Below are 18,530 nucleotides of genomic sequence, written 5' to 3'. Positions count from 1 at the left end.
AAGGATTGAACCGGTAAACGTCGTCCCTGACTGGTTATAACCCATTAATTCTTAAGAGGTTCAAAACCATGTTTCAAGCACTGTTACGCCGTCGGGAAGCCCGGCTCTTTTTCATCATCAGCATCCTGTTCTTTATCTGCATTCATAGCATTGATGCATTCCTGGCCCCCATGATGATCAACCAGGGCATTGAACCACAGATCATGGGCATCATCATGGGCGCGTCCGGTCTGGCAACCCTTCTGATACGCTTCCCGTTAGGCATTATTTCCGACGTGGTTAAAAGCCGCAGGATCTTCATCCAGATTGGCCTGCTGCTGCCAATTATCGCCTGGCCGATTGCCTGGCTTGAACCCAACGCCATTACGCTGTATCTGGCGAAAGCGGCAGACGGTGTCACGGCGGCGACCTGGGTGCTGTACAACATCCTGTTCATGCGTTACTTCGGTCGCAACGAAGCGCCTGCCGCCGTCGCGCTGCTGGCGCTGGCAGGGCCCATCGGCGTGTTTCTCGGTAACTGTATTGGCGCGGTGCTGATTCACTATTTCGCCAATAACATCGCCTTTTTTGTCTCCTGCATCTCCGCCCTGGTGGCGTTATTCCTGACGACCCGCATTCAGGACGTGCACGACCCGGTTCAGGCCCCCACGCTTAAAGCCTGCATTACCGGCGCGCGCCAGCAGCTGGCCGACCGTTCCGTCTGGCTGATTGGCATCCTGGCGACCGTCGTCATTCTGGTGCCCTTCGCCACCCGCGACACGCTGACGCCGGTCTATGCCGAGCAGCTTGGCGCCCGGGCGGGGATCCTCGCGCTGCTGGGTAACATTCACCTTCTTTTTTACGGGCTGGCCATCGCCCTGTGCAGCTCGGTGTTTTATCAGCGCCTTGGGCTGGTAAAAACCGCCGTGCTCGGCATCGTTTTACAGGTGATCTCCACTTTCGGCATTCCCTTTACCAGCAATATGTATGTGATTTACCTGTGGCAGGCGCTGGCGGGGTTCTCGTTCGGTATGGCCTTTGCCGCATTCATGTCGCTCAGCGTAGTGAATACCTCGTCTGATGAACAATCCACGCGAATGGGACTATTCCAGACCATTTATTCCTGCGGCATGTTTGTCGGGCCGGTAATGATGGGCGTAATGATGCAACATATTAACCTGTCGTCCGGTTATATATTGATTGCTGCCCTTTCTGTTGTGGCCGCTATTGCCACGCCGCTGTCCGCTCGATGGGTATATGCCCGTAAAACGCAAACCTCAGCCCAATTATTAAAAAACGGTGCGTACGCTGCCGCGCCGGATCAATAACCCGTTCTGAAGTAAACACCCTTTCCCGGCTCGCCGGGAGGACAACTGACATCTGAAAAAGGTAAGGAGAAGCGAGTGTCCTGGAAATTAAAAACCGGTAAATCTACCGAAGAGCGCCAGCAAGCCAACCAGCAAATAAGAGAAACGGTTGAACAAATACTTGCGGATATTGAAAAACGCGGAAATAAAGCCATTCGCGAATTATCCATTAAATTCGATCGTTATGACCGTCAGGATTATCGTCTGACGTCCGCGGAGATTGACCGCTGCATAAAACAGTTAAGCCGCCAGGATATTCAGGATATTGAATTTGCCCAACAGCAGGTGGCGAATTTTGCCCGCGCGCAGAAAGAATGTCTGCGGGACCTGGAAATTGAAACGCGTCCCGGGGTGATCCTCGGACATAAAAATATTCCGATTAACGCCGTAGGATGTTACGTGCCTGGCGGAAAATATCCCCTGCTCGCCTCCGCGCACATGTCGATCATCACTGCCAGCGTGGCGGGGTGTTCAAGAATCATCAGCTGTGCCCCGCCGTTTAACGGTCAGCCCGCCCCGGCGATTGTCGCGGCGCAAAAAATGGCTGGCGCAACGGAAATCTATGCCCTTGGCGGCATTCAGGCGATAGGCGCCATGGCGCTGGGCACGGACTCGCTGGCACCGGTCGACATGCTGGTCGGGCCCGGTAACGCCTTCGTTGCGGAGGCCAAACGCCAGCTGTTCGGCCGGGTAGGTATCGATCTGTTTGCCGGTCCGACGGAAACGCTGGTGATTGCCGATGACACTGTTGACGCGGAAATGTGCGCCACGGACCTGCTGGGCCAGGCCGAACACGGCGTCACCACCCCTGCCATCCTGCTGACGAACTCGCTTCAACTTGCCAAAGAGACGCTCAGCGAAGTGGAACGGCTGCTGGAAAAGCTCCCTACCGCCGACATTGCCCGCCAGTCGTGGCAGGACTACGGGGAAATCATCGTCTGCGACAGCCACGAAGAGATGCTGCTGGAGGCAGATCGTATCGCTTCCGAACATGTTCAGGTGATGACCGACCGGGACGACTGGTTCCTGGCTAACCTGACCAATTACGGCGCGCTGTTCCTTGGACCGCGTACTAACGTTGCCTACGGCGATAAGGTGATCGGCACCAACCACACCCTGCCCACGCAGAAAGCCGCACGTTATACCGGCGGCCTGTGGGTGGGCAAGTTCATGAAAACCTGCACCTTCCAGAAAGTCCTCAGCGACGAAGCCACTGCCGAAATCGGCAGCTATTGTTCCCGTCTGTCGCTGCTGGAAGGGTTCGCCGGACATGCCGAGCAGGCCAATATTCGCGTGCGCCGTTATGGCAAGACGGAAGTTCCCTACGCCACACCGGCCCCGGTCAGGGAAAAGGTGTAAGCCATGACGCTTTTGCAAACGCCCTCTTTCACCCTGCACGGCAAACGCGCGCTGGTGACCGGCGGGTCAAGAGGGATTGGCTTCGCCGCCGCCGTCGCCCTCGCACAGGCGGGAGCAGAGGTATGGATCGCCGCCCGGGGCCGCGAGGCGCTGGCGCATGCCACAGGTCTGGCAGCGGAACATAGTCTCGCATTTCACCCGCTGGAACTGGATATTACCGACACTCAGGAGGTGGCGCGTGTGCTGGCGACGTTGCCCACGCCCGACATTCTGGTGAACAGTGCCGGGCTGGCCCGCCACCAGCCGTTTCTTGAGGTGAACGAGGAAAATTTCGATGCGGTGATGGCGCTTAACCTGCGCGCCACCTTTTTTATCAGCCAGCATGTGGCGCGCAGAATGCGGGCGGACGGTAAGGGGGGATCGATTATTCACATCTCATCGCAAATGGGACACGTTGGTGGCCCCGAGCGTAGCGTGTACTGTGCCTCCAAATTCGCGCTTGAAGGGTTAACCCGAACGATGGCGCTGGAGCTGGGCGATGCGGGGATCCGTGTCAATACGCTGTGCCCGACCTTCATTGAAACCGACCTGACGCGTTCGTCGCTCGCCGACCCGGCATTTCGCCGCTATGTGCTGGACAACATCAAACTGCGCCGGCCAGGCAGGCTGGAGGACATTATGGGGCCGGTGGTGTTCCTCGCCTCTGAAGCCGCCGGGCTGATCACCGGCAGCGCCCTGATGGTTGACGGCGGCTGGACGGCTACATGAGGGATGCAATGGAATATCCGCTTCTGGACAATACCGATCTGCCGCTGGTGCTGCTTGGCGGCACGCTGTGTAACGCCCGGCTCTGGCAGCCCGTCATTGAACGGCTGAACGTCTCAGCGGTGCTGTGCATCACGCTGACGGGCGCAGAGTCCGCGCCGCAGGCGTCACGGCGGTTGTTAAAGGTTCTGCCACCGCGCTTTCTGCTGGCGGGCTTTTCGCTCGGCGCGATTGTCGCGCTGCAAATGGCCGCCGACGCGCCAGAAAGAGTGAACGGGCTGACGCTGATTTCCGTTAATCCGATGCCCGTTGCGCCAGACACCCTCGCTTCACGCCGGGAAGCGGTACACACCGCACAGGCGCGGGGCCTGGCCGACTGGCTGGTCTCCTCGCTGTGGCAGAGCTATGTCGCCCCGTCACGTCTGTCCGATCGGATCCTGCAAGAGACTATTTGCCGAATGGCGCAAGAGTGCGGCATTGAGACCTTTGCGAAGCAAACGGAAATGGCCATTCACCGGCAGGACAACCGGGCTGCGTTTAACGCCCTCTCCTGCCCCACATTACTTCTAAACGGCGCGCAGGACGTTATCTGCACGCCCCATCATCATCAGCTACTGGCAGCAGGCAACGCGAACGTGACCAGGCATACGGTGGAGGCTGGCGGGCATTTTATTCCGCTGGAAACCCCGGATGAGATCGCGCCGCTGCTGCGTCAGTGGATAACGGAGTGCATACAGTGCGCAAAAACAGTTTAAAGACCGCATTTCTGGAAAATACCCCGATCGTTAACGGCTGGCTGGCGATCCCGTCCGGGTATAGCGCGGAAATTATGGGCCATCAGGGTTACGACGCCGTCACCGTCGATTTGCAGCACGGCATGATTGATTTTGCCAGCGCGTTGTCGATGCTACAGGCGCTATCGAGCACGCCTGCCGTGCCGCTGGTGAGGGTGGCAGATAACGATCCGGCGCAAATCATGCGCGTATTAGACGCCGGCGCGTATGGCGTAATCTGTCCGATGATCTCCAGCGCGGAACAGGCTCGCCGTTTTGTCGCTGCCTGTCGCTATCCACCGCTGGGTGTTCGCTCCTTTGGTCCGGCCAGAGGTCTACTCTACGGCGGCAGTGATTATCCACAGCACGCTAACGACGAGATCCTGACGCTGGCGATGATCGAAACCCGCGAAGGGCTGGCGGATCTTGACGCCATCCTTGATACCGAAGGGCTGGACGGTGTGTTTATTGGCCCCAACGATCTCTCGCTGACGCTGACCGGCAGCGCCAGCGCCGAATCCCAACATCCCGAAATGCTTGCTGCTATTGAGCGGGTGATTCACTGCTGCCGCCAGCAGCAGAAGATTGCCGGTATTTTCTGCACTTCCGGCGCGGCCGCCGCAGCGCGTATTGCGCAGGGTTTCCAGTTTGTTACCCCTGCAAACGACGTTATGCAGCTGGGTCGCGCCTCACGTGAAGCAATTGCCCTCGCCCGCGGCAACGCCATCCCTACCACCGGTGCATCCGGTTATTAAAAGGAGAAATGATGAAAACAATCCATCTTACCCAGAGCCAGGCACGAACACGGTTAATCGCCCCCGACGATATGGTTTCCTGCAATCTTGCTTTTATTGATTGCAAGCTGCCCGGTTCGCATCTCAAACAAAACTATTCCTTCATCGGCCCGGGTGTAACTCAGTCCAGCGAGCAGATTGTTAATATCCCCGAGCCGCACGGCTTTAACATTGGCGCGGCGGCTATGCCGAAAGGGGTAACCAATAACCTGCATCTGCATTTCACCGCAGAAGTGTTCCTCATCCATGAAGGGACATGGCGTTTTCGCTGGGGCGCCAACGGCGAGCATGAAGCTGAATTTAGCGCGCCCACCATCCTCTCAATACCGACCTGGATCTTCCGCGGTTTCACCAACGTCAGTAAAGAAGATACCTGCGGCATGGTATTTACCGTGCTCGGCGGGGACAACACGGGCGGCATCATCTGGCACCCGTCAGTGCTGGCGGCCGCCAGCGAGTACGGTATGTATCTCAGCAAGGATAATATGCTGATTGCGCAGGAGGCAGGTGAGCCAACGCCCGATCCCGCCACGCTGCTGACGCCGCTGTCAGAGGAATATATTGCCGGTCTGCGTGACTACAGCGTTGAGGAGATGCGCCAGCGTGCGGTAACCGGCGATGATCGCTGCTGGTCAGCACAGGGACTGCTGGATTCGGTGCTGCCGGGACACGGCGGCGAAATTGCGCCGGTTATCGGTTTCGGCATTTCACAGGATCGGGATTCCGCTCCCGCTATCCTGAGCCCGCACGGTTTTTCCGTCGAATGGCTGCGGCTTGCTGACGACCACATTGTCGGTCGCCATCTCTGCTCGGATATTCAGGTGATCATGGTCTTTAAAGGCCAGCTGGAGGTGACCTGGAACGAGGCGGGTAAGGAAGTCAGCATTATCGCCCCGGAACGTTCGGTGATCTCCATTCCGGCAAACAGCTGGCGCCGCTACCGCGCGGTTGATGGCAATGTGGAGTTTATTCTGACGACCCGGGGCGATCAGCGTAAGCGCCTGTACTGGGACGAAGCGATCCTGCACCAGGCGAGAGAACACAATCGTTGTCTCGATCCTGATGGCTACGTGGCGGATGCCGACATCCTGCCAGCCACGGCCCGTCGGGCCGGAGAAAAAGTAGAAAAAGTGCCAGCAGCTAACTGATTTTTACGGCAAAGTGGCGCAAAATAGGGGGGCAGGGATCGCCTGCACCATCATCAATAATGATGCACATAAAACGGATTGCATGATAAACATGGATGGAAAATCAAATGTACAGACCCATAGTCGTTATCCTCTTTATTCTTCTGACGCTCGCCGCACTGATTGAAATGGGGATTATCTCTTTCGGCTAAACCTCCCCCCTCAGAAAGGCCACATTTGCGGCCTTTTTATTTATGAAATATGTGAAGTCGACAGTTTATTTTTATGCGTAGCAGAATCCAAACCCAAACCGAAAATATATTTTATTAATGCGATTCTTTGAAATATATCATACAGCAGATGATTTACCCTAACTTAAATCATAATTAAGCAGTCATTAATATTCGCTGGAATTATAAATAAAGCCTGTGTATTCAGTATTATCCCCTATCATCTCTTCCACTACCTAATCCCGACCGCCTGTACGCCAACGCCTCTGTGGCGCGGTCCGCATAGCCAACAAAATATATTCGCGCTATCAATTAATTTTCTCTGCAATCACAGTGCAGGGTTTACAGACACTTAATTTGCACATTCAGATATTTATAGCTATATCATTTTTACAGCAAAATAAATAATACCTGCACAAATAATAAGGCTTATAAAACACGAAAATATAAATAAATAACAGTTTCTCATGTAAATAATTAGCTTCGCCCTGATGTTGCCACGTTGATTGCTGGCGGATCTCGGTCGCTCTAAAGAAAGCAACGGTAAATACTGTTTTATTCACAGTATTTTCGCCGGGAGCGCCCTCATCCCTTCAGAAAATATGGCCACGTCTGACACGCCGTAAACAATAACTCTGCTGGAGTAATAACTGTATGAGCCAAATATCTGTTATATCGAAACTAACTGGCGTGGAAACGACCACGGAAGGGACACAGATAACACTCGATCACTCCTCAATCGTTAAACTTAACGTGGATCGCGCCGACATCTCAGGTTACTCCCGCAGCGGAAACGATCTGGTGATTACCCTCAACTCGGGTGAAGTGATTACCCTTAAGAATTTCTACGTCACCGACGCGCAGGGCGTGAGCCAGCTGGTGCTTGAGGAGAGCGACGGTGCGCTGTGGTGGATTGAAGATCCAACCGGTGCCGCCACCTATGAATCCATCGCCTCCACGGACGCCCTACTGGCGGCGTCAGGGAGTGATACCGGCGGCGCCGCAGCGTGGCCCTGGGTGCTGGGTGGCCTGGCCGTCGCAGGTGGGATTGCCATTGCGGCAGGAACCGGCGGTGGAGGTGGCGGGGATGACGATAACAACAGTCCGAATCCCGGCAATCCGGGAAATCCTTCCGAGCCAGATACCACGCCTCCGGATGCCCCCACCAATCTACAGGTCTCACCTGACGGCAAAACCGTCACCGGTACCGCTGAGCCGGGCAGCACGATTACCCTGAAAGATGCCGATGGCAACACCATCGGAACGGGCAAGGCGGGTAGCGACGGGAAATTTACGATTGATCTCGGTACGCCACTCACCAACGGGGAACAGATCACCGCCACCGCCACCGATCCGTCCGGCAATACCAGCCAGGGCGGTCAGGTTACGGCACCGGATCTCACCGCGCCGGATGCCCCGGCCAATCTGGAGGTCTCTCCTGACGGCAAAACCGTCACCGGTACCGCTGAGCCGGGCAGCACCGTTACCCTGAAAGATGCCGATGGCAACACCATCGGAACGGGCAAAGCGGGCAGCGACGGGAAATTTACGATTGATCTCGGTACGCCGCTCACCAACGGGGAACAGATCACCGCTACCGCCACCGATCCGTCCGGCAATACCAGCCCGGGCGTTCAGGTCACGGCACCGGATCTCACCGCGCCGGATGCACCCGAGATTGTCACCGTCAATGATAACGTGGGTGCCGAAACAGGCCCGCTGAGCAACGGACAACGCACGGACGATGCGCGTCCGACGTTCAGCGGCATCAGTGAAGCCGGCACCGTCATTACCTTCTATGACAACGGGAAACCGATTGGCACCGCCACAGCCGATGCCACCGGGAAATGGAGCTTTACCCCGTCGACCAACCTGTCTGAAGGCAGCCACGCCATTACCACCACCGCGACCGATGCCGCAGGCAATACCAGCCCGGCGTCCACGGCGGTAACCTTCGTGGTCGATACCGTCGCGCCTGGCGCGCCAGCGATCGTCAGCATCACCGATGATGTTGCGCCTGGCACCGGCACGCTCGGGAGTGGAAGCAGCACCAACGACCCACGGCCACAGCTCACCGGCACGGCGGAAGCGGGCTCGACGGTCACCATCTATGATAACGGCATTGCCATTGGCACAGCGGCTGTGGGCAGTAACGGAAGCTGGAGCTTTACGCCGTCGGTGAATCTGAGCGAAGGCAGCCACCAGCTTACCGTGCGCGCCACCGACGTCGCCGGTAACACTGGCCCGGCCTCGCCGGTCTTTACCGTCACGGTAGATGTCACCGCGCCGCAAACGCCTTCCGGATTTATCATTAACGACGACACGGGCGTACTGAAAGGGGCGATCGGTGCCGGGCAATTTACCGATGCCTCAGAGCCGCGCCTGACGGGCAGAGGCGAACCGGGCAGCACGATCACGGTTTACGATAACGGCGTTGTTATCGGCACCACCACCGTTCTGCCGAACGGTACCTGGAGCATCACGCCGACGAGTCCACTGGCAGAAGGCACACACTCGATTACCCTGCGGGAAACCGATGCGGCAGGCAACCAGAGCGGTCTGTCTCAGCCGATCAACTTTACCGTCGATCTTACGCCGCCAGACATGCCGGTTGCGACGCTCAACTCCGCAGGCACCCAGATCACCGGTACCGCCGAGCCGGGCAGTAAAATCGTCATCACCAACAATGCCGGGCTGCAAATCGGGACCGCCACTGCCGACAGCAACGGCAACTATGTCGCCAACCTGAACCCTGCGCAGACCAACGGTGAGATTATCTCCGTGGTCGCCTCCGATGCCGCAGGCAACCAGAGCTCACCGGCGCTGGTTAACGCAGCGGATATCACCCCGCCTGCCGCACCGGGCAACCTGGTGGTGGCGGAAGACGGGGCCAGCGTCAGCGGAACCGCCGAGCCAAACAGCACAATCATCATTAAAGCGCCGGACGGTACGATCATCGGCCAGGCCACCGCCGGTCCGGACGGCACATTTACCATCCCGATTTCGCCAGCCCAGACCAACGGCGAAGCCCTTGAAGTGACGGCCACCGACGGCAGCGGCAACACCAGCCCGTCTGGCTTTGCCGACGCGCCAGACAGCACCCCACCGCTGGCGCCGGAAAACGTGGTGATCTCTGCCGACGGCACCACCGTAACCGGTACAGCCGAGCCGGGCAGTACCGTCACCATTCGTGAAAATGGCGTGAAGGTCGGGGAAGCGGTCGCCGACGATCAGGGGAATTTCAGCGTAGATCTGATCCCGCCGAAAGCCAACGGCGAAGCCCTGACCGCCGATGCCACTGATACCGCCGGAAACACCGGTCCGACAGCGCCTTTTGACGCGCCGGACATCACCGCGGCACAAACCCCGGTCATCACGGGCGTGGTGGATGATGCCCCCGGCGTCACCGGTCCTGTCAGCCAGAACGGTCTCACCAACGACAGCACGCCTACCATCAACGGAACGGGCGAGCCTGGCACCACCATCACCCTCTACAGCGGTACTACCGAAATTGGCACCGCAGTCGTGTCGGCGAACGGTCAGTGGTCCATCACGCTGGAAACCGCGCTACCGGACGGCGGGCACGTACTGACGGCGACGGCGGTTGACGCCAACAATAACCTCAGCGGGACATCGAACACCTGGAGCATCACGGTGGATACCGCCGCCCCGGGCGCGCCAGCCATTACGCAGGTCATTGATGACGTACCGGGTCGCACGGGTGCGCTCGACAACAATGAAACCACCAACGACACTCTCCCGACGCTGAACGGTACCGGCGAGCCGGGCTCCACCGTGACGATCCGCCTGGACGGACAGGATATTGGTACTGCCGTTGTTAACAGCGGTGGCGCATGGACCTTCACGCCTACTACCCCATTAGTGAACGGGCAGCATACCTTCACCGTCGTCGCGAGCGATGCAGCCGGTAACGCCAGCGCACCATCAGCCGGCTTTACCCTTACCGTCGATACCACCCCGCCACCGGCAGCCACCATTGACACCGTCTCCGATAACGTGGGGCCGGTGCAGCTTCCTCTTAACAGCGGGGACACCACCGACGACACGCTGCCGCAGTTGCAGGGAACCGCACCGGCAGGCACCACCATCACGATCTATGACGGAACCACCCTGCTCGGCACGGCCGTGCTCGACGGCAGCGGTGGCTGGAGCTTCACGCCAACCACGCCGCTGACGGACGGCCCGCACTCGCTGACGGTCCACGCAACGGATGAGGCGGGTAACACCACCATTTCGCCGCCGTTTGAACTGGCGATCGACACCACCGCGCCTGCAACGCCGGATATTCCTGAGATCACCGTCAACCCGGACGGCGGCACGCCGGGGACGGCCCTGAATCCTGGGGAGACCACCCGGGATACCACGCCAACCCTGAGCGGCTCGGGCACGCCGGGGGATACCGTGAACATTTACGATGGCGCCACCAAAATTGGTGAGGCCGAGATCGATGGCGACGGTAACTGGAGCTGGACACCCACCACTCCGCTGCCTGACGGCACCTACGATCTCTCCCTGACGGTGACCAACCAGGACAGCGCCGGGAACGAAAGCGCGCCGTCCACGCCGGTGACCATTACCATTGATACCGACGCGCCTGCCCAGCCGGGAACCCCAACGGTGACAGACAGCGTAAGCCAGATCACCGGTCCCGTGCTGGATGGCGAATCCACCAACGATCCGCGTCCGGTCCTGAGCGGCACCGGTACGCCGAATGACGTCATTACCATCTATGACCAGGTGGGTACAGGCGAGCCGCAGGCCGTGGGCAGCGTTACGGTGGACGGTAACGGTAACTGGAGCTGGCGTCCTGAGAGCAACATTGGCGAAGGGACGCACGAATACACGACGACCGCCACCGATGAAGCCGGGAACGAATCTGTGCCATCAGCCGGTATCACGATAACGGTCGATACCCTCGCCCCGGACACCCCTGTTATCAGCGACATCGCCGGCGCGCAGAACGGCGGGTCCACTAACGACACCACACCGACCCTGAGCGGAACCGGCACCACCGGCGAGACGGTGATCATCTACAACAACGGCGTGGAAGTGGATCGCGTTGAAGTCGTCAATGGCGGATGGTCCTATACCCTGCCGACGCAGACCGACGGCCCGCTGAATATCACCGTCGCCGCGGTGGACGATGCCGGTAACGTTAGCCCGGTAAGCCCGGTCTTTACGGTGGAGGTTGATACGCAGGCGCCAACCGTGCCGCAAATTGACGCCGTCTCTGACAGCCAGCTGACCAACAGCGTGCTTTACACCCGCGACGGTACGCCAACCCTCACCGGGATTGGCGAGCCGGGTTCGAGCGTCACCGTTTCTGTTGATGGTGTCGCCTCGCCGGTGGTCGTGGAGGTTCAGCCGAACGGGACATGGTCCTGGACCGCCGACCCTGCGCTTACCGAGGGGCCGCATACCTTCTCCGTGGCCGCGAGTGACGCGGCGGGAAATACCTCCGCCAGCTCCGGGGATCTCAGCGTAACGGTGGATACCCTGCCGCCTGCAACGCCAACTAATATCGCCATTGCCGCGGAGGGCACCCCGCTGACCGGTACGGCAGATGACGGAACCACGGTGACGGTTCGTGACGCCAACGGCAATATCATCGGGACCGGGGTCGCGACGGGAGGCTCCTTCACCATCGCCCTCTCCCCGGCCCAGTTGGATGCCGCGACGCTGACGCTCACCGCCACGGACCCCGCAGGCAATGCCAGCCCGTCAACCACCTTTGACGTGCCGGACTCTCCGCTCGAGCTGCCTGCGGTGCCGGTGATTACGGCGATCAACGATGACGCCGATCCCGTCACGGGCGACGTGAAAGATAAAACCACCAATGACGTCACGCCTACCCTTACCGGCACCGCCGATCCGGGCAGCGTGATCGCCATTTATCAGGATGGGGCGCTGGTTCCGCTGACGAACGTTGTTGCGGATGATAACGGCAACTGGAGCTACACGCCGCTGTTGCCGCTGACGGAAGGGCCACACACCTTTGCCGTGACCGCCACGAATACCACCACCGGCGAGACCAGCGGACAGTCGCCGATTGCGACCGTCACCGTCGACCTTACCGCCCCGACAGCGCCAGCCATCGGTGCGGTGACTGATGACGTAGGTCCGATCACCGGCCCAATCGCCGACGGGCAGAGCACCAACGACAACCGTCCTACCCTGACCGGGACAGGCACGGCCGGGGACACTATTACGGTGTACGATGACGGCGACCCGCTGGGCACCGTTGTTGTCGGTCCGACCGGCACCTGGAGCTACACGCCGCCTGCGCTGGACGACGGCAGCCACACCCTGACCGTGACCGCCACCGACCCGGCGGGCAATGAGAGCACCCCGTCGGCCGGGATCACCATTGTGGTCGACACCGTCTCCACCACGCCGGTGATTACCAGCGTGACGGATAACGCAGGCAATGCGGCAACGCCTGTCCCAAGCGGCGATCCAACCAACGACACCACGCCAACCCTGACCGGTACCGCCGAGCCGAACAGCGTCGTCGCCATTTTTGATGGCGCCACGCAGATTGGTACGGTGGCGGCAGACGGTACCGGCGCCTGGACATTTACCCCTGAAACCGCCCTCGGGGAAGGAACGCATGACTTTACGGTCAGAGCGACGGATCCGCAGGGCAACGTCAGCCAGCCGTCCGGCGTCTGGAGCATCAATATCGATCTGACGGCGCCACAGGTGCCGACGATCGATACGGTCAGCGACAACGCTCCGGGTGGCGTAACCGGCCCGCTTACCGCCGGGCAGGTCACCAATGACACCACGCCAACCCTGAGCGGCACCGGCCAGGCGGGTACCACCATTCACGTTCTGAATAACGGCGTGGAGATTGGTACCACTACGGTCGACGGCAACGGTAACTGGACCTTTACGCCGGACCCGGTTCTGACGGACGGGACGTATAACCTGCGCGTCAACGCCAGCGATGATGTCGGAAACGTCTCCGCCAACTCGCCAGTATTCGCCTTTACGGTGGATACCACTGGCCCTGCGGCCCCGGTGGTTACCACGGTGATAGACGATGTCAGCCCGGGAACGGGAATCATCGCCAGCAACGGTTCCACCAACGACACCCGTCCAACCTTCAACGGTACGGGGGAAGTGGGCGCAACGGTGCACGTTATTGTCGATGATGTGGAAATCGGCACGGCGGTCGTCAACGCCCAGGGTAACTGGACCTTCACGCCGACCACCGCGCTGGGTGAAGGGCCGCATACCATTACCTTCAACGCCACCGATGCCGCAGGCAATACCGGGGTCACCTCGCCACCGTTCAACCTGACGGTGGATACGTCGGTGCCCGACGCACCGGCCTTTACCCCTGCCACCGACAATGCCGGTCCCGTGCTGGGCCCGGTCGCCTCGGGACAAAGCACAGACGACACCACGCCAACGCTGAACGGCACCGCGGCAGCCAACGCGACCATCACCATCTATGAGAATGGTCAGCAGGTGGGCACCGCCGTGGCTGATGCCAACGGCGTATGGAGCTTCACCACCGGCACGCTGGCAAACGGCAGCCACACCTGGACAGCCACGGCAACCGATGCCGCGGGCAACGTCAGTCCTGCCTCACCAGGCTTTACGCTGGTGGTGGATACGACTGCGCCTGCCGCGCCGGTTATCACCCAGGCGATTGACGATGTTGGCACCATCACCGGGGCGATTGGCTCCGGCCAGACCACGAACGATCCTCTCCCGCGCCTGGTGGGGACCAGCGAGCCGCTGGCCACCGTGAATATCTACGAAGGCACTACGCTGGTGGGCACCGGTACTGCCGATGCTAACGGCAACTGGACCGTGGATATCACCGTGCCGCTGGGCACCGGGTCACACACCTTTACCGCAGAAGCAACGGATCAGGCGGGGAACACCGGCGCGCCGTCCGCCGATTTCAGCCTGACCATTGACACCACGCCGCCAGCGCTACCGGTACTGACCAGCATCACCGACGACGTCGGTAATGCTGCGACGCCTGTCGCCAACGGCGGGTTAACCAACGATGCACGTCCAACGCTCACCGGTACGGCAGAAGCTGGCGCGACGGTAACCATCTATGACAATGGGGTACAGATTGGCACTGCGATCGCCACCGGCGGCGCGTGGAGCTTTACGCCGTCCACCCCGCTGGCTGACGGGCCGCATAATCTGACCTTCTCCGCCACCGACGCCGTGGGCAACGCCAGCGCGCAGACCGGGGGTTACACCATCAATGTGGATGCCACCGCCCCTGTCGCACCGGCAATCACCTCGATTGTGGATGATGTGGGAACCGTCACCGGCCCTGTCACCGGCACCAACCCAACCAACGACACCCGTCCGACCTTAAACGGTACGGCGGAAGCCAATGCCACCGTACGTATTTACGACGGCACGACGCTGGTGGGAACCGTCACTGCCGATGCCAACGGCAACTGGACGCTGCCGCAAACCAGCACCACGCTGACCGAAGGCGCGCATAACTTCACCGCCACCGCCACCGATGCCGCGGGCAATACCAGCGCGCCATCGCCGATTATCACGATCAACGTTGACCTGACGCCGCCACCAGCCCCAACCGGGCTGGCGGTGATCACCAACGGGACGCAGGTTACCGGTACGGCGGAAGCGGGAAGTACCGTCACCATCACCAGCAGCACCGGAACCGTGCTTGGTACCGCCGTCGCGGACGGCAGCGGAAACTTCAGCGCCACCCTCACCCCTCCACAGACCGGCGGGGAGTCACTGATTGTCTTTGCTACCGATAAGGCCGGTAACGCGGGTATCACCACCTCCGTGATTGCTCCGATCACCACGATCCCGAACGCGCCGGTTATCGCTAACATCGACGATAACGTCGGCACGGTGACGGGCAACCTGACCAACGGGAAAACCACCGATGACACCACGCCAACCCTGAGCGGCACGGCGCAGCCAAACGCGACTATCACCCTCTATAACAACGGGGTGCTGATGGGCACGGTCACCGCAAATGCCAGCGGCAACTGGAGCTTCACCACGCCGGTGCTGAGCGAAGGGCCGCATGCCTTCACCGCCACGGCGAGCAACGGCTCGGGCACCAGCCCGATTTCCACCTCGACCACCGTCATTGTCGATCTCACTGCGCCAACGGCCCCGACCGGGACCTTCAACGCAGACGGCAGTGTACTGACCGGTAGCGCCGAAGCGGGCAGTACCGTCACCATCCGTCTGGCGGATAACTCAACGGTCACCGCCACGGCAGACAGCAACGGCTCCTGGAGCTACACCTTCCTCAATAAACAGACGGAAGGCCAGACGCTGCAAATCACCGCCACCGACGCGGCAGGCAACGTCTCGCTGCCCGGCTCAGCCCTTGCGCCGGTGGTGCCGCTCTCAGCCAGCACCAACGTTGAAGAGCTGGCGCTGACAACCACCGCAACGGTGACCAACTCGCAGTACAGCGACTATGGTTTCCTGCTGGTGGGCGCCGTAGGTAACGTGCTGACGCTGCTCGGCAACGACACCGCGCAGGTAGGTTTCACCGTCGGCAGCGGCGGCAGTGCGGATATTGCCGTGAACGCCAACGCCACGGGGGCCGTACTCTCCCTGCTCAATACCCTTGAGCTGGTGGTACAGCGCTTTGACGCCGCCAACAACACCTGGACCACCGTGGTCGACACCGGACAGCCGCAGTTCGCTGACCTGCTGACCCTCGGCGCGACGGGGGTGTCGCTGAACCTGACCGGCCTGGCGGATGGTCAGTATCGCGTCCTGAGCTACAACACTAACCTGCTGGCAACCGGCTCTTACACCAGCCTCGATGTGGCGGTGAAAGAGACCAGCGCAGGCACCGTGTCCGGCGAGACCAGCGTTGTCGGGAACGTCATCACCGACGTGGACCCAACCGCAGGCAGCGACAACGCCCCGGCGGGCACCACCGTCACCGCGGTCACCAACGCCCAGGGCACCACCACCAGCGTCACGGCTGACGGCACGGTGATTCAGGGGCAGTACGGCACGCTGACCATCAACCTGGACGGCAGCTATATCTATAACCTGACCAACACCAGCGCCGCCGTCATTGGGCGCACGGAGAACTTTACCTACACCATCACCCACAACGGCACCAGCGCCTCGGCAAATCTGGTACTGTCGCTGGGCGAAGGCACCAGCAGCAGCGGTATCGTGGCCGTGGACGATACCGCCTCGCTGACCTTCGATACCACCGTGGAGGCGATCAACAACGGCACCTCGTCGCAGGGCGGCTTTACCCTGGTGGGGATCAACCTTGGCAATACGCTGGGGCTGAACCTGCTGGACGATCTGGCCAACCCGATCATCTACTCCGTAGAAGAAGGCACCACCCGCACCATGACCGTTCAGGCGTCCGTGGGCGGCGTGGCGCTGGCCTCGGTGTTCGACCTCTACATCTATAAGTTCAACAATGCGACGCAGACCTTCGAGCAGATGCGCGTTGAACCCGGCTGGCTGCGCGCGCCGCTGCTGGGGGGCACCTCCTCGCAGCTGACGCTGAATCTGCCTGCCGGTGAGTACCTGTTCCTGCTCAATACGGCGGCGGGGATCACCGCGCTGACGGCCTACACGCTGAACGTCTTGCAGGATCATGTCTACAGCGTGGCAAGCGTGAGCGAGAGCACCACTGGGGATGTGCTGGCGGATGATATTGCACCAGCGGGTACCGTGGTCTCTGACGTGAACGGCGTGGCGGTGAACAGCAGCGGCCTGACGGAGATCACCGGCGAGTACGGTACGCTGCGGATCAACGCGGCCGGGGAGTACACCTACACCCTGGACAGCGGGGTCGGCGCGGACCATATCAGCACGCCGGATACCTTCGTCTACACCATCACCGCGCCTGACGGCTCGAAGGACACGGCATCGCTGAACATCACCCCAACCGCGCGCCCAATGGATGCGGTAAACGATGTCAGCACCGCGATGGACGTCACGTCGGTTCACCATACGTCAACCTATACGGATACCTCCGTCGGCACCGCCAGCTGGACTACCGCCCTGTTGGGGTCAACGCAGGGCAGCGGAAGCGGGACCTTCGTGGTGGATGCAAACACCGCGCTGCATAACGCCTCGCTGCACTTTAACGTGGCCTCGCTGCTGGCACTGGGCGGGCTGACGGTGAACTGGTCAATCACTGACGGGACGAATGTGATTCGCAGCGGCTCCTTCAGCGGAGGTTCGTTGCTGGGCGGCAACATCGACGTTCCGCTGACCGGGCTGGATCTCAACGCCGGGACCTATACGCTGAACTTTACCGGCAGCGTACCGGGGCTGAGCGTGGGGAACATCACCATTACCCCAAGCGTAAACGGCACGACCTACTCCCTGTCGCAGTTCGACGCCACAGGCACCCACACCGTTGACGGCAATATCTTCGACGGCACCGGTTCCGCAGGGGCGATGGACCAGCTGCACTCGGTGGATACCCGCGTGAGCATTACCGGCTACGACGGCGTTACCACCACGCTGGATCCGTACACCGGCAGCACGATGTCAAACATCACGGGCCACTACGGGACGCTGGCGATTGCCGCTGACGGCAGTTACACCTATACCCTCAACCCGGGGATCTCGCTCTCTACCATTACCAGCAAGGAGGTCTTTAACTACACCCTGACCGATGCCAGCGGCGCCACGGATACCGCGTCGCTGACCATTGACATGGCGCCGAAATTTGTCAGTTCGGAGCATAACGATGTGATTAGCGGCACGGCCTACGGCGACACGCTGATTTATCAGGTGTTGAACAATACGGCGGGTAACGCTACCGCAGGTAACAGCACGGGCGACCACTGGACGAACTTCTCCCTCACGCAGGGAGACAAGATCGACATTGGCGATCTGCTGGTGGGCTGGAACGGTAGTGCGTCGACGCTGGGGAACTATGTGTCTGTTTCACAAAGCGGTAACAATACTGTGATCTCCATCGACCGTGACGGCACGGGAGCCGCCTACACTAAATCTGCGCTCGTTACGCTGGACAACGTTCAGACCACCTACGACGAGCTTGTAAACCAGCAACACATCATTACCTGATAGCACCTGCAAGAAATGACCCGGGCGCGCACAGCGCCCGGGCATAAACAAAAAAGCA

General features: G+C 60.2%; 7 protein-coding genes. All 7 read left to right on the top strand.

The features are described from left to right. Positions 1 to 68 precede the first annotated feature (68 nt). The 7 genes from SK58_RS07285 to SK58_RS07255 all read left to right on the top strand — a co-directional run bounded on the left by SK58_RS07285 (position 69) and on the right by SK58_RS07255 (position 18,472). Positions 69 to 1,307, top strand: a complete 1,239-nt coding sequence (locus SK58_RS07285; protein WP_032669352.1) for an MFS transporter — start codon at positions 69 to 71, stop codon at positions 1,305 to 1,307. A gap of 75 nt (positions 1,308 to 1,382) precedes the next feature. Next, a complete protein-coding gene (gene hisD, locus SK58_RS07280; protein ID WP_045333240.1) occupies positions 1,383 to 2,705 on the top strand; it encodes a histidinol dehydrogenase in 1,323 nt (440 codons plus the stop codon). A gap of 3 nt (positions 2,706 to 2,708) precedes the next feature. Beyond that, positions 2,709 to 3,473 (top strand): SDR family NAD(P)-dependent oxidoreductase, encoded by a 765-nt coding sequence (locus SK58_RS07275; protein ID WP_023304287.1) that lies wholly within the window; start codon positions 2,709 to 2,711, stop codon positions 3,471 to 3,473. An 8-nt stretch (positions 3,474 to 3,481) separates the two neighbouring features. Then, positions 3,482 to 4,225 (top strand): alpha/beta fold hydrolase, encoded by a 744-nt coding sequence (locus tag SK58_RS07270; protein WP_045333238.1) that lies wholly within the window; start codon positions 3,482 to 3,484, stop codon positions 4,223 to 4,225. Next, entirely contained in the window at positions 4,207 to 4,998 is a 792-nt protein-coding gene (locus tag SK58_RS07265; RefSeq protein ID WP_023295301.1) for an HpcH/HpaI aldolase family protein, read from the top strand. Before SK58_RS07270 ends, SK58_RS07265 begins: the two co-directional genes overlap by 19 nt. Before the next feature lie 11 nt (positions 4,999 to 5,009). Beyond that, entirely contained in the window at positions 5,010 to 6,185 is a 1,176-nt protein-coding gene (locus tag SK58_RS07260; RefSeq protein WP_048219586.1) for a cupin domain-containing protein, read from the top strand. 863 nt (positions 6,186 to 7,048) lie between these two features. After that, positions 7,049 to 18,472 carry a BapA/Bap/LapF family large adhesin gene (locus SK58_RS07255; RefSeq protein ID WP_048219584.1) on the top strand — a complete coding sequence of 3,808 codons (11,424 nt, stop codon included), beginning with the start codon at positions 7,049 to 7,051 and terminating at the stop codon, positions 18,470 to 18,472. Positions 18,473 to 18,530: the final 58 nt, after the last annotated feature.

The organism is Enterobacter sp. BIDMC93, assembly GCF_001037805.1.
GTDB classification, from domain to species: domain Bacteria; phylum Pseudomonadota; class Gammaproteobacteria; order Enterobacterales; family Enterobacteriaceae; genus Enterobacter; species Enterobacter hormaechei_C.
Note: the sequence above shows the minus strand (reverse complement) of the source record. Positions and strands in the feature narration are given on the sequence as shown.

Bases quoted from the DNA above. Each gene is read 5' to 3' on its own strand.
- SK58_RS07270 (WP_045333238.1), top strand. From the start codon at position 3,482: ATGGAATATCCGCTTCTGGACAATACCGATCTGCCGCTGGTGCTGCTT.
- SK58_RS07255 (WP_048219584.1), top strand. From the start codon at position 7,049: ATGAGCCAAATATCTGTTATATCGAAACTAACTGGCGTGGAAACGACC.
- SK58_RS07285 (WP_032669352.1), top strand. From the start codon at position 69: ATGTTTCAAGCACTGTTACGCCGTCGGGAAGCCCGGCTCTTTTTCATC.
- SK58_RS07275 (WP_023304287.1), top strand. From the start codon at position 2,709: ATGACGCTTTTGCAAACGCCCTCTTTCACCCTGCACGGCAAACGCGCG.
- SK58_RS07260 (WP_048219586.1), top strand. From the start codon at position 5,010: ATGAAAACAATCCATCTTACCCAGAGCCAGGCACGAACACGGTTAATC.